The sequence below is a fragment of the Terrabacter sp. MAHUQ-38 genome, from assembly GCF_014518425.1.
Classification (GTDB): Bacteria; Actinomycetota; Actinomycetes; order Actinomycetales; family Dermatophilaceae; genus Terrabacter.
In genome coordinates, this window is the sequence record NZ_JACVCU010000005.1 from 419,810 (window position 1) to 441,094 (window position 21,285).

The window sequence follows — 21,285 nt, forward strand, 5'->3', positions numbered from 1 at the left end:
CGCCGCGGCCTAGTCTCGGCGGGTGAGCACCCATGACGTGACGAACCAGGTGCCGCCGTTCGTCGACGGTGACTTCCTTGCCGACGACGTGGCGTTGATCGAGGCCGTCCAGCGCTGGTCGGGACCCGAGGGGGTCGAGACGCTCGCACCGCTCGGCCGCCTGGCAGGCACCGATCAGGCGCAGGAGCACGGCCGCCTCGCCGACGCGTATCGGCCGGTCCTGCGCACCCATGACGCGCGTGGCAACCGCGTCGACGAGGTCGAGTTCCACCCCTCGTGGCACTGGCTCATGACGCAAGCCGTCGGCGCCGGGCTGACCGCCGAACCATGGACACGGCCCGTGTCGTCGGGGGCCCACGTGCGCCGCGCTGCGGGGTTCGTCCTGTGGTCCCGCGTCGAGGCGGGCCACGCCTGCCCCATCTCGATGACGTATGCCGCCGGGTCGGCCCTGCGCCACGACCCCACGTTGGGTTCACGCTGGCTGCCGGCCCTGGCCAGCCGCTCGTACGACGTCGGGATCAGGCCGGTGACCGAGAAGGCGGGCGCCATCTCCGGGATGGGGATGACGGAGAAGCAGGGCGGCTCGGACGTGCGCGCCAACACGACCCGCGCAGTACCGACGGCCGGAGGACCTTTGCCGGGCGAGACGTACCGGCTGACCGGCCACAAGTGGTTCTGCTCGGCACCGATGAGCGACGTCTTCCTCATGCTCGCGCAGGCGCCGGGCGGGCTCACCTGCTTCGTCGTGCCACGCGCCCTGGACGACGGCACACGCAACCCGTTCGCGCTGCACCGCCTCAAGGACAAGCTCGGCAACCACTCGAACGCGGCCAGCGAGGTGGAGCTCGACTGGACGTGGGGCAGCCGGCTCGGCGACGAGGGTCGCGGCGTCCGGACCATCATCGACATGGTCGCGGCCACGCGGCTCGACTGCGTGCTGGGCTCGACCGCCACCATGCGCGACGCACTCTCCCGTGCTGTCCACCACGCCCGCCATCGGTTCGCCTTCGGGTCCCGGCTCGTCGACCAGCCGCTGATGCGCAACGTCCTCGCCGACCTGGCCCTCGAGGCCGAGGCAGCCACGGTGCTCGGGATGCGGCTCGCCCACGCCCTCGACCGGGGTGAGACCGACCTCTTGAGGCTCGGCGTCGCGCTCGGCAAGTTCTGGGTGTGCAAGCGAACCGCCCCGATGGTCGCGGAGGCGCTCGAGTGCCTGGGCGGCAACGGCTACGTCGAGGAGAACGGGCTGGCCCGGCTCTACCGGGAGGCGCCGCTCAACTCGATCTGGGAGGGGTCGGGCAACGTCAACGCGCTCGACGTCGTCCGGGCCGTGAGCCGCGAGCCGGCCTGCCTCGAGGCGCTGACGAAGGAGCTGCACCAGATCCGAGGTCAGAGCCACGAGCTCGACGCGCACGTGGACTCCGCTGTGGCTCAAGCCCATTCGCTTGATCCGACGTCTGCGGAAGCCGCTTTCGGCGCCCGGTCCGTCGTCGAACGGCTCGCTCTTGCGCTCCAGGCCGGGCTGCTGGTCCAACACTCCCCCGGCCCGGTCGCCGACGCGTTCATCGCGAGCCGGATCGCCGGCCGACGCGGCCACACGTTCGGGTCGCTCGATACCGACCTCGCGGGCGTGGCCTCGACCCTCATCGACCGAGCCGGCTGACCGAGCCGGCACGTCAGCTCTCGGCGAGCCGCCTCTTCTCGACCTCGACGTCGAAGTCCGCCTCCGGCCACTGGAGGTCCATGCCACGCAGGGCGTCGAGCAGCACCTGCTGCACGGCGAGCCGTGCATACCACTTGCGGTCGGCGGGCACGACGTACCACGGCGCGCCGGCGGTCGAGGTGGTGTCGAGGACTGCTTGGTACGCCTCCATGTAGTCGCTCCAGCGCGCTCGTTCGTCGACGTCGCCCGGGTTGTACTTGTAGTACTTGTCCGGCCGATCCAGTCGCTGCTGGAGCCGCGCCTGCTGCTCGTCCTTGGAGATGTGGGTGAGGATCTTGATGACCGTCGTGCCCGCAGCGGTGACCTCACGCTCGAACTCGTTGATCTCCGCGTAACGGGCGGACCACACCTCCTCGGGCACGAGCTGGTGCACCCGGACGATGAGCACGTCCTCGTAGTGCGACCGGTCGAAGACCCCGAGCTGGCCGGGAGCCGGCAGCGCGTTCCGGATCCGCCAGAGGTAGTGGTGGGCGAGCTCCTCCTTGGTCGGCGCCTTGAAGGCGATCGCCTTGACGCCCTGCGGGTTCACCGAGATGACGTGGCGCATGATGCCGCCCTTGCCGGAGGTGTCCATGCCCTGCACGACGAGCAGCACCGAACGCGTGGATCCCGCGGTCGACTCGGCGAAGAGCCGCTCGAGCAGGTCGGCGAGCTCGTCCTCGCACGCGGCGAGTGCGGCCGCCCCAGCCAGCTTGTCTCCCGAGAACGCGGGTGTCGCCCGCGTGTCGACGTCGGCGAGACGGAAGCCGCTGCCCGGAGCAACGCGTAGGGCTTCGGCGAAGTCGCCGAGCAGGCCGACGGCGGCGCGCTCCTCGGCGGCCACGCGCTTGTCGTGCGCCGCCTTCTGCTTCTGCTGGTCCTTCGCCTTCGCGCCTTTGCCCATGGCGTCATCCTGCCTGACGGGGGCCTGACGCGAGGGTCAGCGCGCGGGCCGATCTGTCCCCGGTCCCCGATACTGGCGTCATGCGCCTCATCGTGCCCGGCAGTTCCGGCTTGTCCAGCCTCGACGACCTCGATGCGGCAGGGCTTTTCAGGGTCTACGCGACACCTGGACCCAACTGGGTCCGCTGCAACATGGTGACCTCGCTCGACGGAGCCGCCACGGGGCCGGACGGCCGGTCGGGGTCGATCAACAACGAGGCGGACCACATCGTCTTCGAGGTGCTTCGCGCGTCCAGCCACGTCGTCGTCGTCGGCGCGGGCACGATCCGCACAGAGGCCTATCCCCCGCTGTCCGTGCAGGACTCGCTCGTCGACCTGCGCCGTGAGCGCGGTCTGCCCGATATCCTGCCCCTCGTCGCCGTGAGCAACCGCGGCGCCGTGCCGCCCACCCTGAGCGGATGCCGTGACGGCCGGGCGCTCCTCGCCGTGCCCTCGTCGGCAACCGGCCTCGACGCCGCCCGCGCCGACCTCGGGCCCGACAACGTCCTCGTCTGCGGCGATGACGTCGTCGACCTGGCCGCTCTCGTCGCGGCCCTCCGCGAGCGTGGCTGGGGCCAGGTCCTGACCGAGGGCGGCCCCGGACTGCTGGGGTCGTTCCTGGCGGCCGGGCAGATCGACGAGCTCTGCTACACGCTCGTCCCGCAGGTCGTCGGCGGCGAGCACCCGCGCACGGTCGGACCGCAGGCGGTGCCGGCCGAGCTCCACCTCGAGACGCTCGTCGAGCAGGACGGCACGATCATGGGCCGGTGGCTCGTCCGTCGCCGCTGAGCGGGGCGGTGAGCCCGGAACGGGAGACGAGCCACTCGCGCAGCACCCGCTCCCAGCGTTCCGGGTCGACGTTCCACTCCCGGCAGTGACGAGCGGTGTCCCAGCGCTCGAAGCGCACGAGGTCGGGGCGCCGGCCGGCGAGTGCCACGGCCGGGCCGATCGGGACGAAGTCGTCGCCGTCCGAAGCCATGACGAGCATCGGGTGACGCAGCTCGTCCGCGCGGGCGACCCAGTCGGTGCGGGCCACGTCGATCGGTTCGCGCACCCCGACGAGACGGCGCGAGCGCCGAGAACCCATGAGGTCGGTCGCCATCCGGACCAGCGGCCCGGGCAGGAGGTGCAGCCGACCGTGGTGGCGCAGGACGACGCCCCAGTCGATGACCGCCGAGTTGAGCACGACACCCACGACATACTCCGCGAGGGGCGAGTGGTCCAGTGTCTGCAGCACGATGGCACCGCCCATCGACCACCCGAGGAGGATGATGCGACGCGCACCGTGCGACACGGCATACCCCATGGCTGCCTCGACGTCCCGCCACTCCGACAGCCCGAGGTTGTAGCGCCCGTCGGGGCCGCGCGGGGCGTCGCGGTCGTTGCGGTAGGCGGTGACGACGCTCGTCCACCCCTCCGCCCGGAGGACGGGAACGGCTCGCAGCGTCTCCTCCTTGCGCGCGCCCCGGCCGTGCACGAGCACGGCCCAGTCGGTGCCGGTCACGCCGCCCTCGGGTCGTACCAGCCAGCCCGGTAGCGCGCCGACGTCGGACAGGATGCTGACGTCCTCGTCTGGGAGCCCGAGACACACGCTCGGCCGGTCCCAGTAGTAGTACTGGTTCCACCGAGCCGGGCCCGGCTCCAGACGCCCGCGGTCCACCGCGATGAGCCGGCGCGCGACGGAGCGCGCGTCGCTCTCGACGATGTCGCCGACCCGGGCGTGGCCGGTCCCCCCGTCGAGCCACACTCCGTAGCGACCCGGCACCACGGTGTCAGGCATCGCCGCGAAGGTGACCGTGTCGTCGTCACGGCGCAGGATGGTCAGGTTCTCGGGTTGGAGCTCGTCGGGGGTGAGCACCCGGCGGGCGAAGTAGGCGGCCGCCGCGACGGACCCGCTGGCAGCGCCGAGGACCGAGCCGGTCCCCGCAGCCGCCGCCACGAGCACCGGACGCGAGACGAGACGGCGCACCTGCACGAGCCCATCGTTGCAAAGCCTCCGAGCAGAGCGTGGAGCGGCGTGCCGGAGGAAAGACGCGAATCGGGACGAATGCGTATCAACGACCACGCGGGCGCCACCTTCTGTCGGGAGCATCGGGACACGGACGGGCGGTCCGCACCGGTCCGATGTTCCCCGGCCCGCCCCCGCGGGCCGGTCGCAGACCGGCGACGACCGTTGGGGTCACGGCCGCCGCCGGGATGTCTCGGGGTGCGAGGGGCATCCACGCACCGCTTCTCACCATCTCGTTCCCACGAAAGGGGACATCGTGTTCACAGCCATGCGCCGAAGTGCGCTCACGCTCGCCGCCGCCGGGGCTCTTGTAGCAACTCCGGCCCTTGCGATGGGTGCCGGCGTCAGCCCGGCCACCTACGACGCGTCGGTCGATCCGGGCGACACCGTCCACGTCACCAAGACCGTCAGCACACCTGCGATCCCGCCCAAGCCCGACATCGTCCTCGTCGTCGACGAGACGGGCAGCATGGGGTCCGCCATCGCCAACGTGAAGTCGGAGATGGGATCGATCGTCACCACGGTGCAGTCGGCCCAGCCGCAGGCGCAGTTCGCGGTCGTGTCCTACAAGGACGCGACCGACGGGGCGCAGTTCTTCCAGGTCGAGTCCGACCTGACGGGCAGCCAGGCCACCGCTCAGGGGGCCATCGACAGCCTCGTCGCGGGTGGCGGGGGTGACACCCCTGAGGGCCAGCTCAACGCCCTCTGGGAGGTCGGGACCGGCGGCAGCGCCATCTCGTTCCGTCCGGACTCCTCGCGCATCGTCGTCTGGTTCGGCGACGCCAGCGGCCACGACCCGAGCGGCGGCCACTCCGAGGCCGACGCGACCGCGTCCCTCACGGGTGTGGGCGCCCAGGTCATCGCCATCAACGTGGCGTCCGGTGGGGCCGACGGCCTCAACGCCACGGGACAGGCTCAGCGCATCGCCGCCGCCACCTCCGGCACGTTCTTCCCGAGCGTGACCCCGGGGAATGTCGCGGCCACGATCCTCGCCGGGCTGGGCAACCTGCCGGCCGAGGTGAGCGCCGACGTCTCGTGCGACCCGGGCCTGTCCATCGCGTTCACGCCCTCCCTGCCGCAGACCGTGACGAGCGGCAGCGACGTCGTGCTCGACGAGGCCATCACCGTGGCGGCGGACGCACCCCAGGGCTCGACCCTGACGTGCACGACCACGTTCCTGATCAACGGTGCCGAGGCCGGGCCGGAGTTCGTCCAGACCGTCAGCATCAAGGTCAACGACGTCACCCCGCCCACCGTGTCGTGCGGTCCCGGCGTCAACCCCGACGGCGTCACGCCGCCCGGGTACAAGAAGGCCGGTTTCTACCAGCTCGTCGCCGACGACAACCTGCCTGGTACCACCGTGACGGTCTCCGACACCGCGACGGGCGCCAGCTTCGGCCCGTACGACCCGGGGACGTACATCAAGATGACGCAGGCTCTCGGCGCGACGCCGTCGGCGGTGCCGTTCGAGGGCATGGTCGACTGGCACGTCACCGTCCAGGGCGACCTGCTCCTGACGGCAACCGACGCGGCGGGCAACACGGCCACCGCCACCTGCTCGGCGCCGCCGAACAAGAAGTGAGCCCGCTCGACCCACCCACTCCGGGCTGAGCAGCGCGAGGGGTCCCGGCACCGTCCGGGGCCCCTCGTCGCGCTGCGGCCCGTAGGAAGCGATGCGGCCCGTAAGAAGTCGTAACCACGGACAGCCCGGGACCGGGCACAAACCCCGGAGACGTGGCGTTGGTCTGGACATGAGCGACAAGAGCACCTCAGCCAAGCCGTATGCCGTCCAGCGCACCGACGACGAGTGGCGCGCCGCCCTGAGTCCCGCCGAGTACCAGGTGCTGCGAAAGGCCGGCACCGAGCCCGCGTTCCGCGGCGAGTACACCGATACGAAGACCCATGGCGTCTACTCGTGCCGCGCGTGCGGCGCCGAGCTCTTCCGCAGTGACACGAAGTTCGAGTCGCACTGCGGCTGGCCGTCCTTCTACTCACCCCTCGCCGGCGACTCGGTGGAGTACATCGAGGACCGCAGCCTGGGGATGAAGCGCGTGGAGGTGCGATGCGCAACGTGCGGCTCGCACCTCGGCCACGTCTTCGAGGGCGAGGGGTATGACACCCCCACCGACCAGCGCTACTGCATCAACTCGATCTCGTTGCGCCTGCAGCCCGACGAGGACGCCGCACCCGAGGCCTGAGCCCGGCTTCGGACTCGCGAGGCCGTGTCGCGGTCGCGCCGCCCCTGACGGCGGCCCCCCGCGCCTCGGCGCGTCAGCGCAGGTTGGCGACGAGCTCGGCCGGCTGCACCTTGGGGCCGGTGAAGAACGGCACCTCCTCGCGCACGTGCAGACGTGCCCGGGAGGCGCGCAGCTCGCGCATGAGGTCGACGATGCGGTGCAGCTCGTCCGCCTCGAAGGCCAGCAGCCACTCGTAGTCGCCGAGGGCGAACGACGCGATGGTGTTGGCTCGCACGTCGGGGTAGTCGCGGGCCATCTGGCCGTGCTCGCGCAACATGTCCCGGCGCTCGTCGTCCTCCAGGAGGTACCAGTCGTACGAGCGCACGAACGGGTAGACGCAGACGTACTTCCGAGCGACCTCGTCGGCCATGAACGCCGGCACGTGGCTCTTGTTGAACTCCGCGGGACGGTGCAGCGCCGCGGAGCTCCACGTCGGCTCGAGGTGCTGCCCGAGCTCGGTGCGCAGCAGCCGGTGGTAGGCCGACTGGAGCTGCTCGATGCTCTCGGCGTGCCACCACACCATGAAGTCGGCGTCACCCCGCAGGCCCGCGACGTCGTAGAGTCCGCGGACGACCACCCCTTCGGCGGCGATCTCGTCGAGGAAGGCCTCGAGCTCTGCCGTGAGCTTGTCGCGGTCGTCACCGAGCGGACTCACGGTGCTGAACACCGACCACATGCTGTAACGGATCGTGTCGTTGATCTCCCGCATCCGGGCCGGGCTCACGCGCTCGCTCATGCGCCCATCATCCCAAGCCGTCCGGACGCGCGCGTCAGCGGGTCAGCACGGCGCGAGCGGCGGCACGCCCGGACGCGATGCACGCCGGGACCCCGACGCCGTCGTATGCCGCCCCGCACAGCGCCAGCCCGGGCGGGAGCTCGCGCGTGGGGGCCAGCCGGGTCCGGTGCCCGACTGCGTACTGGGGCAGTCCCCCGCCCCAGCGCTGGACGTGTGCGGCGACGGGGTCCGGGAGCGCGGGGCCCAGGACGGTGCGCAGGTCGGCGAGGGCGACCTCGACGAGCTCGTCGTCGCTGCGCTGGACCGACGCCTCTTCCCGATGGCGTCCGACAGAGGCACGCAGGAAGGTCCGGTCGGGGTGGGCGGCGGCGAGCCAGGGCCACTTGACGGTGCTGAACGTCGCGGCCTTGATCGTCAGCGGCTCGGTGGGCGGCACGAGGAACCCGGTGCCGTCGAGAACCTCAGGGGCCGACCCCGACAGTGCGAACGAGATGATCGCCATCGACGCGAGCTCGATCCCCGCGAGCGCGTATGCGGCCGCGGGCGCTTCGTCACGCAGCAGCCGAGCGGTCGCGGGCGGCGGGGTGGCGACGACGACGGCGTCGAAGAGGTCGTCGACCACGTCTGTCGTGGGACCCGTCGAGACGACCCAACCGTCGCCGGTGCGGCGCAGTCCGCGCACGACCGCTCCGGTGCGCACGTCGGCGCCCGCCCGGGCGAGCTCGCGCAGCAGGATCTCCGGGAGGCCGCCGAGCCCGCCCACCAGGGTGGCGAACACCGGCATCACGGCCATCGGCCCGCCTGCTGCCGCCTCCACGGCGGCCCGCGCGACCTCGAGAAGGGGGCGTCCGTCGCGTGCGGCGGCGGCGAGCGCCGGGACGGCCTGCTCGGCGGAGATCTCGCGGGCGTGGCCCGCGTAGACGCCGGCGAGAAGGGGCTCGACGAGGCGGTCGGTGACAGCAGGCCCCAGGCGGGCGTCGACGAGGTCGCCGACCGAGACGTCGCCATGGAGGACGCCGTCGACGCGCTCGTGGACGAGACGGTCCACCTCGGCGTCGGTGAGCAGTCCGCGGACGGACTCCGGGTCGGAGGGCACGCCCATGACCGTCCCCTTGGGCATCGGCCAGCGCCGGCCGCGGGACACGATCGAGGCGCCGGCCCCGCCCGGGTGGGTCGTCCGGTCATCGACACCGAGCTCCTCGAAGAGGCCGAGGGCCTCGGGACGACGCGCGAGCACCGACTCGGCGCCGACGTCGATGCGCACGCCGCCGACGTCCTCGAGCCGCAGCTTGCCGCCGACGCGGTCGCTGCCCTCCAGGACCGTGACGGCGACGTCACTGCCCGGTCTGGTCAGCTCCCACGCCGCCGCGAGACCACTGATGCCACCGCCGATGACCGCGACGCTCCTGACCATGTCGCCACTCTCCCACCCATGCGATCAGCCCCGAGCGCGGCCCCGGCCGGGAGCGTTTGTCCACCGCGGGGCCGATGGGGGAATGTGGAGGACATGACAGCCCCCGCCCTGCTGCTCGCCCTGCCCACGGCCGAGCTGTCGGGTCTGGTCGGGATCGCCAGCCGAGTCATCCGCACTCTGGGCGAGTGGGGCGTCGCGGCGCTCACGTTCGTCGAGACGGTCCTCCCGCCGATCCCCAGCGAGGTGGTGCTGCCCCTCTCCGGCTTCATCGCCCGGCAGGGCCAGATGAGCCTCGCCCTCCTGCTCGTGACCAGCACGCTCGGTTCCTACCTGGGCGCCATGGCCCTGTACCTGCTCGCCTCTCGACTCGGCCAGGCCCGAGCAATCGCGCTGCTCGCGCGGTTGCCGCTCGTCGACCGAAGCGACTTCGTCCGCACCACTGCGTGGTTCGCGGACCACGGGCGACGCTCCGTCTTCTTCGGCCGCCTCGTGCCGGGCGTGCGCAGCCTCGTCTCGCTCCCGGCCGGCGCGGTGCACATGCCGATCCTGCGGTTCACCGTCTTCACGGTCGCCGGCAGCGCGATCTGGAACGGGCTGCTCATCGGGCTGGGCTGGCTGCTCGGGTCGCGCTACGAGCTCGTCGACCGGTACTCCTCGGTCCTGGACGTCGTCGTGGTGACCGCCGTCGCGGCCCTCGTCGCGTGGCTCGTCGCGCGCCGGGTCCGACGGGGCCGCGCCGACCGGACGTCCCCACGAGCGACCGAGGAAGCGACCGAACGCGCGAGCGAAGAGTCGACCGGGCGCGGTTGAGCCGGCCACCTCCTGCCGGTCATGGGTCCGACGCGTCCCCCGCAACGTTCCGGGACCGCCCGGTGTCTTTGGAGGCAACAGGACGTCGCCAGCACACCGCACGGACCAGCACAGCATCCGGCACCGCACGGGAGGCGACCCGTCGAAAGGCTCGCCATGACCGACACCTCGCGCCTCCCCCGCCCATCCTCCCTCGCACCCTCACGTCGTCGGCTCCTCGCCTTCGTCGTGGCACTCGCTCTCGTGCTCGTGGCCGCGGTCCCGCTGGGCCTGCGAGCGCTGTCGGGGGCCTCGCCCGGGGCCCCCTCGGACGCGACCGTCGAGCTGGGCCCGAACGCGGTCCGGGGCGGCACCGCGGCCACCCCCGACGACCTGTCGCAGGACGGCGGAGCCCCCGCCGCGTCCGACCGCTCGGCCAAGTCCCCGGCGGCCGACGCGCCGTCGAGCCCCGGCGCGTCGGTCGCCGTCATCGGGGAGAAGCTCGCGCGTACGGCCTGGCTGGGCATCAAGGTCACCGATCTCACGGGGGCTGCGGCCCGAGCCCGGGTCATCGCCACCAGCGCGGGCGGTCAGGTGACCTCGGAGAACGTCGTGACGGCGGACGATCCGACGGGCGGCCCCGGCATGGTCGGCCCGGCCACCGAGTCGGGTCGGGCCCTGCCCCGGGTCGGCGTCGACGAGGCCGGCATGGTGCTCAGTGTCCCCGCCGAGTCACTCGACAAGGTGCTCACGGAGCTCTCGCGGATCGGGTCCGTGTCGTACCGTTCGTCGCAGACCCAGGACGTCACCGACACCTACGTCGACACGAAGGCCCGCATCCAGCCGATGCGTGACGGCATCGACCGGCTGCGCGCGCTCCTCGCCAAGACCACCGAGCTCCAGCAGATCATCACGCTCGAGAGCGAGCTGACCCGGCGCCAGGCCGAGCTCGACTCACTCACGCAGCGCCTCGCGCAGCTCGACAAGCTGACGACGATGAGCGACGTGACCGTGTCGCTGTGGACCGACGCCACCACGCCGGTCGAGGACGACAACGGTCCCGGCGGCGGGCTGCGTACGGCTTGGGAGAGCTTCCTCGGCTCGCTCACCGTCATCGTCACCGGCCTCGCGGTCCTGCTCCCGTGGCTCGTCATCCTCGTCCCCCTGATCCTGCTCGCGCTGCGCCGCTGGCGCCGCCGCGACACGGGTGCCCCCGTCGCGACCTCCCACGCGGCCGAGGCCCCGGGCGCCGGGGCCGCTCCGCAGCCGGTCGGCGCCCCGACCGGGACCAGCGCCACCGGGACGAGCGCCACCGGGACGAGCGGCACGCCGTCGAAGCCTGAGTCGGCGGGCCCGCCCTCGGGTGCGTGACCGGCGACGCCGACGGGTGACGGTCGCCGCGGGCGGCTCGGTCAGCGACCGAGCCGCCCGCGGACCAGGTCGGCGACCTGTCGGACCTCGCGGACGTGCAGCACGTGCGCGAGGCCGAGGTAGATGACCGTGAAGACGAGGCCGACGAGGCCGATCTCGAGGGCGCTGGCGAACATCCGCTTGACGATCGACGACGTGCTGTCGATGGCGCCACTGGTGATCGGCTCGAGGACGACGGTCACCGCCCACGCGACGACGCCAGCGACAGCGGCGGCGACGCCGACCCGGGCCATGGTGACCACCGCACCGCTGAGGCCGAGGCTGCCCGTGCGCCGTCGCAACAGGTACAGGCCGACCCCGGAGCTGACGACGTTGCCGACCGTCTGCCCCATCGCCATGACGCCGATGGCCCAGACGGGGTTGACGAACAGCGTGATGACACCGGCCAGTGCACTGATGCCGGTGAGCAGCACCTGCATGACCACAGTGGGTCGGCCGTCCTCCAGTGCGAAGAACATCCGGTAGCACAGCAGGTCGAGCCCGAACGGAACGAGCCCGAGGATCATGATGACGAGCACGCTGGCGGCTACTTGGACGGACCGCGTGTCGATGCCGGGGTTGAGCAGCGCGACGATCGGGTTGGCCAGCACCATGACGGCCACCATGATCGGCACGTTGGCGACGAGCGGCATCGTCAGGCCGGTGCGGAAGTCGTTGCGCAGGCTCTCGGTGTCTCCGGATGCGGCCGCCGCCGAGAAGCGCGGGAAGAGCGCCGTGATGATCGAGACGGTGACGAACGCGTGCGGCAGCATGAAGAGCGTGAAGGCGATGCTGTATGCCGCCGGGCCGCGTGCCACGGCAGCGAGGCCGAGCTCCTTCGCATGGGACGTCGCGTTGTTGAGGACGCCTTGGCTGATGAAGAAGCCGAGCTGCGAGATGGCGAGGCCGGCGAAGGCCCACAGCGCGAGCCGGCTCACGCCGCCGAGCCCGACGCCCCGCAGTCCCCATCGCGGCCGGTAGTGGAAGCCCGTGCGGCGCAGCGCCGGCACCAGAGACAGCGCCTGCACGACGACGGACAACGTGGCCGATCCCGCGAAGAGCCAGATCATCGGCCCCGTCCACTCCGACGGGTCGCGCGGCCGTGGGTGTCTGTCGGGCCCGAGCAGGTGCGGCTGCGGGAAGACCACGAGGAACAGCACGAGCCCCGCTACAGCCACGACGTTCGCGAGGAACGGCGCCCAGGCGAACGCGCCGAAGCGCCCTCGCGCATTGAGGATCTGGCCGAGCAGCGCGAAGAGCCCGTAGAAGAAGATCTGCGGCAGGCAGATGAGCGAGAACGCGAGTGCAAGCTCCTTGAAGTCCGGTGTGGAGTTGCGCGCGAGCAACCACACGAAACCTCCCGCCCCGGCCATGACGACGACGGTGATGACAGCCATGCCGGCGAGCGCGACCGTGATGACTCGGTCGGTGAACTCCTGGCCGCCGTCCTCGAGCTTCATGGCGCGGGCGAGCGAGGGGATCAGCACCGCGTTGAGGATGCCGCCGGCAGCCAGGACGTAGAGGACGTTGGGCAGGGTGTTTGCGAGGGAGAAGGCGTCACCGGCGAAGGTGGCGCCGATGATGGCGGTGATGAGTCCGTTGCGCACGGTGCCGAGCACGCGTGAGGCGACAGACCCACCGAACATGGTGAGGCTGGAGCGGGCGACCGACGGCGCAGCCGTCATCGGCGGCTCGAGCACTCGTGCACGAGCGCGGTGACCCGGGTGAGGACGTCCGGGTCGACGTCGGGCAGCACGCCGTGCCCGAGGTTGAAGATGTGGCCGGGTGCGTGCCTGCCCTCGTCGACGATCTCGCGCACGCGGCGCTCGAGAGCCTCCCATGGCGCGAACAGCAGGGCCGGGTCGAGGTTGCCCTGCACGGCATACCTCGGCCCGAGCCGCTCGACGGCGTCGGTCAGCGAGACGCGGTAGTCGACGCCGACGACCTCGGCTCCGGCCTCGCCCATGAGCGAGAGCAGCTCTCCCGTGCCGACGCCGAAGTGGATGCGCGGCACGTCGAGGTCGGCCACCGCCCCGAGGGCGAGGGCGGAGTGCGGCATCGCCCGGGCCGCGTAGTCGGCCCGGGACAGTGCCCCCGCCCATGAGTCGAAGAGCTGGACCGCGCTCGCGCCGGCCTGTGCCTGGACCCGCAGGAACGCCCCCGAGATCTGGGCCAGCCTCTCGCACAGGGCGTCCCAGAGCTGCGGGTCACCGTGCATGAGCGCCTTCGTCTTCTCGTGGTTCTTCGAGGGGCCGCCCTCGACGAGGTAGGAGGCGAGCGTGAACGGTGCGCCGGCGAACCCGATGAGCGGGACGTCACCCAGCTCGGCGACGAGCTGGCGCACCGCCTCGGTGACGAAGGGGACGTGCTCGGGGGTCAGCGGGACGAGCTGGTCGAGGTCGGCGCGCGTGCGAATGGGATGGGCCACCACCGGCCCGACCCCGGGCACGATGTCGAGGTCGACCCCGATGGCCTTGAGCGGTACGACGATGTCACTGAAGAAGATGGCGGCGTCGACGCCGTGACGGCGCACCGGCTGCAGGGTGATCTCGGTGACGAGGTCGGGACGCATGCACGACTCGAGCATCGGGACGCCCTCGCGCACGGCGCGGTACTCCGGCAGCGAGCGCCCGGCCTGACGCATGAACCACACCGGCGTACGCGTCACCGGCTCGCGGCGTGCAGCGCGGACGAGGTCGCTCTGGCTTGTGGCTGGCGGGGCGGTGGTCGGCACCGGACAATCCTGCCACGGTGCCTGGCGCCTGCTCGCCACGCTGGTCCGGCGCGCCCTGAGGACAGATCACCCGACTCCGGCATACCCTCATCTGGTGCACACGAGAACGTTGCCGGGCAACCACGGCGCGGTCTTCGCGAGGACGCTGAGCGCCCTGCGAGACGTCCGTCTGCGCTCCGAGGTTCGCCTGACCGAGGTGCCGGCCCCGACGCGCATCGCTCCCTATGCTGCCGCGCTGACCGCCGACGTCATCGACATCGCCGACCCCGACGACGACCTCGCGACCGGGCGCTTCGTCCTGCTGCACGACCCGGCGGCCCCAGAGACGTGGGACGGGCAGTGGCGAGTCGTCACGTTCGCTCGGGCCGAGCTCGAGCCAGAGCTCGCCGGCGACCCGATGCTGGGCGCCGTCGGCTGGTCGTGGCTCACGGAGTCGCTCACCGAGCGCGGCCTCGCGTGGACGGCCGAGGCCGGCACCGTGACCCGCGTCGTCAGCGAGAGCTTCGCGGGGCTCGCAGACCGCGAGGCGAGCGTCGAGATGGAGATCCGTGCGTCATGGACCCCGGTGGGTGACGACGTCGTCGACCACCTGCGCGCGTGGGCCGACATGCTGTGCACCATCGCCGGCATCCCGCCGCTGCCCGACGGCGTCGTGCCCCTGCCGGGGCAGCGCCGGTGACGGCTGAGCCCGCAGAGACCGCGGAGGACCTCGGCGACGACGCGGTCGCCGACACCACCCTGACACCGCTGACCCACCCGCGTGACGGCGTCCCCGACGTCGTCGTCGACGAGCGTGCGCTGGTGCGCGCCGCTGAGGCGATCGCGTCCGGCACGGGCCCGGTAGGCATCGACGCCGAGCGCGCGTCGGGCTACCGGTACGGACAGAAGGCCTATCTCGTGCAGATCCGCCGTGAGGGCTCGGGCACGTGGCTCATCGACCCGATCGCGTGCCCCGACCTCTCTCCGGTCGGTGACGCCATCGGCGACGCCGAGTGGATCCTGCACGCCGCGACGCAGGACCTCCCGTGCCTCGCCGAGGTCGGGCTGAAGCCGACGTCGCTCTTCGACACCGAGCTCGGTGGACGCCTGGTCGGTCTGCCGCGTGTCGGTCTCGGCGCCATGGTCGAACACTTCCTCGGCCTCCAGCTCGCCAAGGAGCACTCCGCCGTCGACTGGTCGGCGCGCCCCCTGCCCGAGCCGTGGCTGCTGTATGCCGCCCTCGACGTCGAGGTGCTCGTCGACCTACGCGACGCGGTGGCCGCTGAGCTCGCCACGCAGGGCAAGTCCGCCTGGGCCGCCGAGGAGTTCGACGCCCTGCTCGGGTTCACCGGCCCCGAGCCGCGCGTCGACCCGTGGCGGCGCACGTCGGGCATGCACAAGGTCCGCGGCCGTCGCGGCCTCGCCATCGTGCGCGAGCTGTGGCTGTGGCGCGACGGCATGGCCCAGCAGCGCGACACCTCACCCGGCCGGGTCCTGCCCGACGCGGCGATCAGCGAGATCGCGCTGGCCAACCAACGAGCCACCAAGCCGCCCCGACAGGTCAGCTCGTCGGAGCCTCGGCTGGCACGGTCCGTCCGGCGTCACCAGGAGGCGATCATCGAGGTGGTCGCCCGGGCGCTCGCCCTCCCGGAGTCCGACCTTCCGGTGCTGTCGCTCCCCCCGACCGGTCCCCCACCGCCGAAGGCCTGGGCTGATCGCGACCCGGTCGCCGCGGCCCGGCTCGCCCGTTCGCGAGAGCTGCTCGGCGCGATCTCCGAGGAGCTCTCGGTCCCGGTCGAGAACCTCCTGACGCCAGACCTGCTGCGACGCTTCCTCTGGGAGGGCCCCGCTGCGCCGACGACGGCCGAGGTCGCCGACGCCCTCGCGGCGATGGGGGCGCGGCGTTGGCAGACGACGATCACGGCGCCCCTCGTCTCCCTCGCCTGCCAGGAGAACCCGCCCGCCTGACCACCCCCCGTTTCGCGCGCTCAGGCGTGGAGCGCGCGATCCGGTCAGTCGCGCGTGAGATGTCGCGCGCTCGTCGCATGCTTCGCGCGCTCAGGCGTGGAGCGCGCGAAATGTCGGGACCTCCAGGTGAGGATGGTCACCCGGACGGCCATTGGCGCCGAAGTTACCGGGAAGTAGTATCGAGAGCGGTCGCGGTCCATGGACCCGACCCGACGCCGGCGTCCGAGTCGGCCCAGCGACCCCTCGATCATCCCGATCACCCCCGACCCACCTGGGAGGCACCGTGCCCCGCGCACTCAACGAGGTCGTCTTCGTCGACGGCGTCCGAACGCCCTTCGGCAAGGCGGGTGACAAGGGCATGTACGCCCAGACCCGCGCCGACGACCTCGTCATCCGGTGCATCCGGGAGCTGCTGCACCGCAACCCGGGGCTACCGAAGGAGCGCGTGGAGGAGGTCGCCATCGCGGCCACGACGCAGATCGGCGACCAGGGACTGACCCTCGGGCGCACGGCGGCACTGCTCTCCGGCCTGCCCAACACGACCCCGGGCTACTCCGTCGACCGCATGTGCGCGGGCGCCATGACCGCGGTCACCAACACGGCGAGCTCGATCGCGTTCGGCGCCTACGACGTCGCCATCGCCGGCGGCGTCGAGCACATGGGCCGTCACCCGATGGGCGAGGGCGTCGACCCCAACCCGCGCATCGTCGCCGAGAAGGTCGTCGACCCCGACGCGCTCGTCATGGGCAAGACCGCCGAGAACCTGCACGACCGCTTCCCCACGCTCACCAAGGAGCGCTCCGACGCCTTCGCGGTCGGCAGCCAGGACAAGCTCGCCGCGGCCTACGCCGGCGGCAAGATCCAGCGCGACCTCGTCACCGTCGCCACCCGCCACGTCGAGCAGGGCTGGGGCATCGCGACGGCCGACGAGCCGCCGCGGCCCGGCACGACGCTCGATGACCTCGGCCAGCTGAAGACGCCGTTCCGTGCCCATGGCAACGTCACGGCGGGCAACGCGGCCGGCCTCAACGACGGCGCCACCGCGTGCCTGCTCGCCTCCGAGCAGGCCGCCACAGAGCTGGGCCTGCCGGTGCGGATGCGCCTGGTCTCGTACTCCTTCGTCGGCGTCGAGCCCGAGGTCATGGGAGTCGGCCCCGTCCCGGCCACCGAGAAGGCGCTGGCCAAGGCGGGCCTCGCGATCGAGGACATCGGCCTCTTCGAGCTCAACGAGGCGTTCGCCGTGCAGGTGCTCGCCTTCCTCGACCACTTCGGCATCGCCGACGACGACCCACGCGTCAACGAGTACGGCGGCGCCATCGCGACCGGTCACCCCCTCGCGAGCTCTGGCGTGCGCCTCATGACGCAGCTCTCGCGGCAGTTCGAGGAGCACTCCGAGGTCCGTTACGGCCTGACCGCCATGTGCATCGGCATCGGCATGGGCGGCGCCGTCATCTGGGAGAACCCGCACCACGAGGCCTACGAGTCCTCGACGAGCAGCACGAACGACAAGGAGGCCGTCGCGTGACCCTCACGACCGAGAAGCCCACCGCCGCAGCCGACTTCGCCAGTGAGGTCGTGACGCGAACGCCGGTGCGCGATGTGGCCCTGCCCGGTGGCGCCGGCACGCTCGCCCTCATCACGCTCGACAACGGCTTCGACCACACGAAGCCCAACACCTTCGGGCCGCAGTCCATCTCCGGGCTCGCCCAGACCGTCGCCAGTCTGCGCGGGCGCGCCGAGGCCGGCGAGATCCAGGCCGTTGCGGTGACCGGCAAGCCGTTCGTCTTCGCCGTCGGCGCCGACCTCACCGGCGTGCCCTTCATCGGATCACGGGACCAGGCGCTCGAGATCGCGCGGGCCGGCCACGCTGCCTACGCCGCCTTCTCCGACCTGCCTGTCCCCACGTTCGCATTCGTCAACGGCGCGGCCATGGGCGGCGGCGTCGAGCTCGCGCTGTCGGCGACCTACCGCACCATGAGCGCGGGTGTGCCCGCCGTCGCGCTGCCCGAGGTGTTCCTGGGCCTCGTGCCCGGTTGGGGCGGCTGCTGGCTGCTGCCCAACCTCGTCGGCGTCGAGAAGGCGCTCACCGTGGTCATCGCCAACCCGCTCAGCCAGAACCGCATGCTCAAGGGCGTCGAGGCGTACCGGCTCGGGATGGCCGACGCGCTCTTCGAGCCGGCCGACTTCCTCGAGGAGTCCGTGGCCTGGGCCGCCCGCGTCCTCTCGGGCGAGATAGCGGTCGAGCGGCCGCAGGTCGACCGCGACGAGACGGCGTGGAGCGCGTCGGTCGCCAAGGCCAGGAGTGTGGCCGACGTCAAGACCGGCCGCCAGGCGAAGAGCCCGTATGCCGCCCTCGACCTGATCGCCGCCGCGCGCACCGCGACGCGCGAGGAGGGCTTCGCCGCCGAGGACGAGGTGCTGGCCGACCTGCTCATGAGCGATGAGCTGCGTGCAGGCCTCTACGCGTTCGACCTCGTGCAGAAGCGTGCCAAGCGTCCTGCCGGTGCCCCCGACAAGTCGCTCGCCCGACCCGTCACCAAGGTCGGCATCGTCGGTGCCGGGCTCATGGCGAGCCAGCTGGCGCTGCTGTTCATCCAGCGTCTCCAGGTGCCGGTCGTGCTGACCGACATCGACGACGAGCGCGTCGCGAAGGGAGTCGGCTACGTACACGCCGAGCTCGACAAGCTCGCCGGCAAGGGCCGGCTGAGCCCAGATCGCCTGAACCGGTGCAAGGCCCTCGTCACGGGGTCGACGAGCAAGGGTGGCTTCGCCGACGCCGACTTCGTCATCGAGGCCGTCTTCGAGGAGATGTCGGTCAAGCAGCAGGTCTTCGCCGAGGTCGAGGCGGTCGTGTCGCCGGAGTGTGTCCTGGCCACGAACACGTCGAGCCTGTCGATCGCCGAGATGGCGAGCCGCCTGGAGCGCCCCGAACGGGTCGTCGGGTTCCACTTCTTCAACCCTGTGGCCGTCATGCCACTGCTCGAGATCATCCCCGGCGAACGCACCGACGATGCCGCTCTCGCAACGGCGTTCGCGGTCGGCAAGGCTCTGAGGAAGACGTGCATCCGCGCCGCGGACAGTCCCTCGTTCATCGTCAACCGCCTCCTCGGCCGCTTCATGGGCGAGGCTGCGAAGATCCTTGACGAGGGCACCCCGATCGAGGTCGTCGACCGCGCCTTCGCCGGTCTGGCGCCGATGCCGCCCTTCGTGCTCATCGGCCTGGTCGGCCCGGCCATCGCACTGCACAACGGCGAGACGCTCGTGCGCGCGTTCCCCGACCGGTTCTACGCGTCGCCGACGCTCCAGCGGATCGTCGCGGCCGGCAAGCGCGGCTTCTACGACCTGTCGTCCGGTCGCCCGGTCCTCGACCCCGAGGTCGCCGAGCTCATCGAGAAGCCGTCCGAGCCGGTCGTCCTCGACCTCGCCCAGGTCCGCGAGCGCGTCCTGACGGTGCTCGCCGACGAGGCGCGCCGCATGCTCGACGAGGGTGTCGCGCAGGCCCCGATGGACATCGACCTCGCCATGATCACGGGCGCCGGGTTCCAGTTCTGGAATGGCGGCATCACGCCGCTCCTCGACCGCACGGGAGTCTCCGAGCGCGTCACCGGGTCGCGGTTTCTCCCGGCCGGCGTCGCGAACGCGCCGGCCTGACGGCACGACACGGCATACGGCCTCACTCTGGGGCCACGGACCGGACGTTTCCTCCGGTCCGTGGCCGCGCCGAGCCCGCGCTGGATGTGTCCTTATCTCATATATGAGATAAGGTCTCCCCGTGCCAGAGACCTACCTGAACCGAATCGGCCGATTGATCCGCGACGCCCGCCGTCACAAGGGGATGACGCAGTCCGAGCTCGCGGAGCAGCTCGGAACGTCGCAGAACGTCGTTGCGCGCATCGAGGGCGGCAAGCAGAACCTCAGCCTCGACACCCTCGCCAGGATCGGCGACGCGCTCGACTCCGAGTTCGTCTCGCTCGGCCACTCCGGCCCGCAGCACCTGCGGATCGTCGGCGGCCAGAAGCTCACAGGCTCGATCGACGTCAAGACGTCCAAGAACGCCGCCGTCGCGCTCCTGTGCGCCGCGCTGCTCAACCGCGGCCGCACGACGCTGCGCAACCTCGCCCGTATCGAGGAGGTCAACCGCATCCTCGAGGTGCTCGCGTCGATCGGCGTGCGCACTCGCTGGCTGCCCGACAGCAACGACCTCGAGATCGTCCCGCCTGCCCGCCTCGACCTCGCCGACATCGACGTCGCCGCGGCCCGCCGCACGCGAACGGTCATCATGTTCCTCGGCCCGCTCCTGCACGAGCACGAGTCCTTCCAGCTGCCGTATGCCGGAGGCTGCGACCTCGGCACGCGAACCGTCGAGCCCCACCTCAGTGCGCTGCGCTCGTTCGGTCTCGAGGTGACCGCGACTCACGGCTTCTACGAGGCCCGTTCCGACCGCTCGGTCAACCCCGACCGAGCCATCGTGCTCACCGAGCGCGGCGACACCGTGACCGAGAACGTCCTCATGGCGGCCGCCCGCCACGCCGGCACGACGGTCATCCGCAACGCCAGCCCCAACTACATGGTCCAGGACCTCTGCTTCTTCCTCGAGAAGCTGGGCGTACGCATCGAGGGCATCGGCACGACGACGCTCACCGTGCACGGCGTCTCCCAGATCGACGTCGACGTCGAGTACTCCCCCAGCGAGGACCCGATCGAGGCGATGAGCCTCATCGCGGCTGCGGTGGTCACGGACAGCGCCATCACGATCCGTCGCGTGCCGATCGAGTTCATCGAGATCGAGCTCGCGACCCTCGACGGCATGGGGATGAAGTACGACCTCACGTCCGAGTACACGTCGGCCAACGGCAAGACGCGGCTCGTCGACCTCACGACGATCCCCGGTCCGCTCAAGGCCCCGACCGACAAGATCCACCCGATGCCGTTCCCTGGCCTCAACATCGACAACCTGCCGTTCTTCGCGCTCATCGGCGCCGTCGCCGAGGGCAGCACGATGATCCACGACTGGGTCTACGAGAACCGCGCCATCTACCTGACCGAGCTGACGAAGGTCGGCGCCAAGGTGCAGCTGCTCGACCCGCACCGTGTCATCGTCGAGGGCCCGACCCGGTGGCGCGCCGCCGAGGTCGTCTGCCCTCCGGCGCTGCGTCCCGGCGTCGTCGTGCTCCTGGCGATGCTCGCGGCACCCGGCACGTCGGTGCTGCGCAACGTCTACGTCATCAACCGTGGCTACGAGGACCTCGCCGAGCGTCTCAACGCGCTGGGGGCCACCATCGAGGTCTTCCGCGACATCTGAGCCCACGACTCGCGGGCTGAGGCCGGTCCACACCGAAACTCGGCTTTTGTGTCTGGTGACCACA

17 protein-coding genes are annotated in these 21,285 nt (G+C 71.5%); 11 read left to right on the forward strand and 6 right to left on the reverse strand.

Annotation, left to right across the window (positions count from 1 at the left end):
• Positions 1–22 precede the first annotated feature (22 nt).
• Positions 23–1,663 (forward strand): acyl-CoA dehydrogenase family protein, encoded by a 1,641-nt coding sequence (locus H9I49_RS19990; protein WP_188032123.1) that lies wholly within the window; start codon positions 23–25, stop codon positions 1,661–1,663.
• Between the two features lie 13 nt (positions 1,664–1,676).
• Here the strand turns inward: H9I49_RS19990 and H9I49_RS19995 are convergent, their stop codons facing one another.
• Positions 1,677–2,606: a PPK2 family polyphosphate kinase gene (locus H9I49_RS19995; RefSeq protein WP_188032124.1), complete on the reverse strand. Its 930-nt coding sequence runs from the start codon at positions 2,604–2,606 to the stop codon at positions 1,677–1,679.
• Positions 2,607–2,686: 80 nt separating this feature from the next.
• Here H9I49_RS19995 and H9I49_RS20000 point away from each other — a divergent pair, with 80 nt between their 5' ends.
• Positions 2,687–3,433 (forward strand): dihydrofolate reductase family protein, encoded by a 747-nt coding sequence (locus tag H9I49_RS20000; protein ID WP_188032125.1) that lies wholly within the window; start codon positions 2,687–2,689, stop codon positions 3,431–3,433.
• On the opposite strand, the gene H9I49_RS20005 is transcribed toward H9I49_RS20000, so the two are convergent.
• Positions 3,402–4,619, reverse strand: coding sequence for an alpha/beta fold hydrolase (locus H9I49_RS20005; RefSeq protein ID WP_188032126.1), 1,218 nt, complete (start codon positions 4,617–4,619; stop codon positions 3,402–3,404). The two genes, H9I49_RS20000 and H9I49_RS20005, sit on opposite strands and share 32 nt — an antisense overlap.
• Before the next feature lie 289 nt (positions 4,620–4,908).
• On the opposite strand from H9I49_RS20005, the gene H9I49_RS20010 reads away from it, so the two are divergent.
• Together H9I49_RS20010 and msrB are read left to right on the forward strand one after the other, a co-directional pair.
• Entirely contained in the window at positions 4,909–6,234 is a 1,326-nt protein-coding gene (locus H9I49_RS20010) for a vWA domain-containing protein (RefSeq protein WP_188032127.1), read from the forward strand.
• Positions 6,235–6,403: 169 nt separating this feature from the next.
• Positions 6,404–6,850 (forward strand): peptide-methionine (R)-S-oxide reductase MsrB, encoded by a 447-nt coding sequence (gene msrB, locus H9I49_RS20015; RefSeq protein WP_188032128.1) that lies wholly within the window; start codon positions 6,404–6,406, stop codon positions 6,848–6,850.
• A 73-nt stretch (positions 6,851–6,923) separates the two neighbouring features.
• Here msrB and hemQ read toward each other — a convergent pair whose 3' ends face one another.
• The gene (hemQ, locus tag H9I49_RS20020) at positions 6,924–7,625 is read right to left on the reverse strand and encodes a hydrogen peroxide-dependent heme synthase (RefSeq protein ID WP_188032129.1); all 702 of its coding nucleotides are present in this window, start codon (positions 7,623–7,625) and stop codon (positions 6,924–6,926) included.
• Positions 7,626–7,659: 34 nt separating this feature from the next.
• Positions 7,660–9,039, reverse strand: coding sequence for a protoporphyrinogen oxidase (hemG, locus tag H9I49_RS20025; protein ID WP_188032130.1), 1,380 nt, complete (start codon positions 9,037–9,039; stop codon positions 7,660–7,662).
• 93 nt (positions 9,040–9,132) lie between these two features.
• Between hemG and H9I49_RS20030 the strand changes: the two genes are divergently transcribed.
• Together H9I49_RS20030 and H9I49_RS20035 are read left to right on the forward strand one after the other, a co-directional pair.
• Positions 9,133–9,849 carry a DedA family protein gene (locus H9I49_RS20030; protein WP_188032131.1) on the forward strand — a complete coding sequence of 239 codons (717 nt, stop codon included), beginning with the start codon at positions 9,133–9,135 and terminating at the stop codon, positions 9,847–9,849.
• 156 nt (positions 9,850–10,005) lie between these two features.
• Complete coding sequence (locus tag H9I49_RS20035) at positions 10,006–11,199, forward strand: DUF4349 domain-containing protein (protein WP_188032132.1); 1,194 nt, start codon at positions 10,006–10,008, stop codon at positions 11,197–11,199.
• Between the two features lie 41 nt (positions 11,200–11,240).
• Here H9I49_RS20035 and murJ read toward each other — a convergent pair whose 3' ends face one another.
• Positions 11,241–12,923 (reverse strand): murein biosynthesis integral membrane protein MurJ, encoded by a 1,683-nt coding sequence (murJ, locus tag H9I49_RS20040; protein WP_223128936.1) that lies wholly within the window; start codon positions 12,921–12,923, stop codon positions 11,241–11,243.
• A complete protein-coding gene (hemE, locus tag H9I49_RS20045) occupies positions 12,920–13,972 on the reverse strand; it encodes a uroporphyrinogen decarboxylase (RefSeq protein WP_188032134.1) in 1,053 nt (350 codons plus the stop codon). The genes murJ and hemE overlap by 4 nt, the downstream gene beginning before the upstream one ends.
• 94 nt (positions 13,973–14,066) lie before the next feature.
• On the opposite strand from hemE, the gene H9I49_RS20050 reads away from it, so the two are divergent.
• The 5 genes from H9I49_RS20050 to H9I49_RS20070 all read left to right on the forward strand — a co-directional run bounded on the left by H9I49_RS20050 (position 14,067) and on the right by H9I49_RS20070 (position 21,221).
• The gene (locus H9I49_RS20050) at positions 14,067–14,651 is read left to right on the forward strand and encodes a DUF3000 domain-containing protein (RefSeq protein WP_188032135.1); all 585 of its coding nucleotides are present in this window, start codon (positions 14,067–14,069) and stop codon (positions 14,649–14,651) included.
• Positions 14,648–15,919: an HRDC domain-containing protein gene (locus H9I49_RS20055; RefSeq protein WP_188032136.1), complete on the forward strand. Its 1,272-nt coding sequence runs from the start codon at positions 14,648–14,650 to the stop codon at positions 15,917–15,919. The genes H9I49_RS20050 and H9I49_RS20055 overlap by 4 nt, the downstream gene beginning before the upstream one ends.
• A gap of 283 nt (positions 15,920–16,202) precedes the next feature.
• Complete coding sequence (locus H9I49_RS20060) at positions 16,203–17,444, forward strand: thiolase family protein (protein ID WP_188032137.1); 1,242 nt, start codon at positions 16,203–16,205, stop codon at positions 17,442–17,444.
• Positions 17,441–19,570 carry a 3-hydroxyacyl-CoA dehydrogenase NAD-binding domain-containing protein gene (locus H9I49_RS20065; protein WP_188032138.1) on the forward strand — a complete coding sequence of 710 codons (2,130 nt, stop codon included), beginning with the start codon at positions 17,441–17,443 and terminating at the stop codon, positions 19,568–19,570. Before H9I49_RS20060 ends, H9I49_RS20065 begins: the two co-directional genes overlap by 4 nt.
• A gap of 121 nt (positions 19,571–19,691) precedes the next feature.
• The gene (locus H9I49_RS20070; protein WP_188032139.1) at positions 19,692–21,221 is read left to right on the forward strand and encodes a UDP-N-acetylglucosamine 1-carboxyvinyltransferase; all 1,530 of its coding nucleotides are present in this window, start codon (positions 19,692–19,694) and stop codon (positions 21,219–21,221) included.
• The last annotated feature ends 64 nt before the right edge of the window (positions 21,222–21,285 follow it).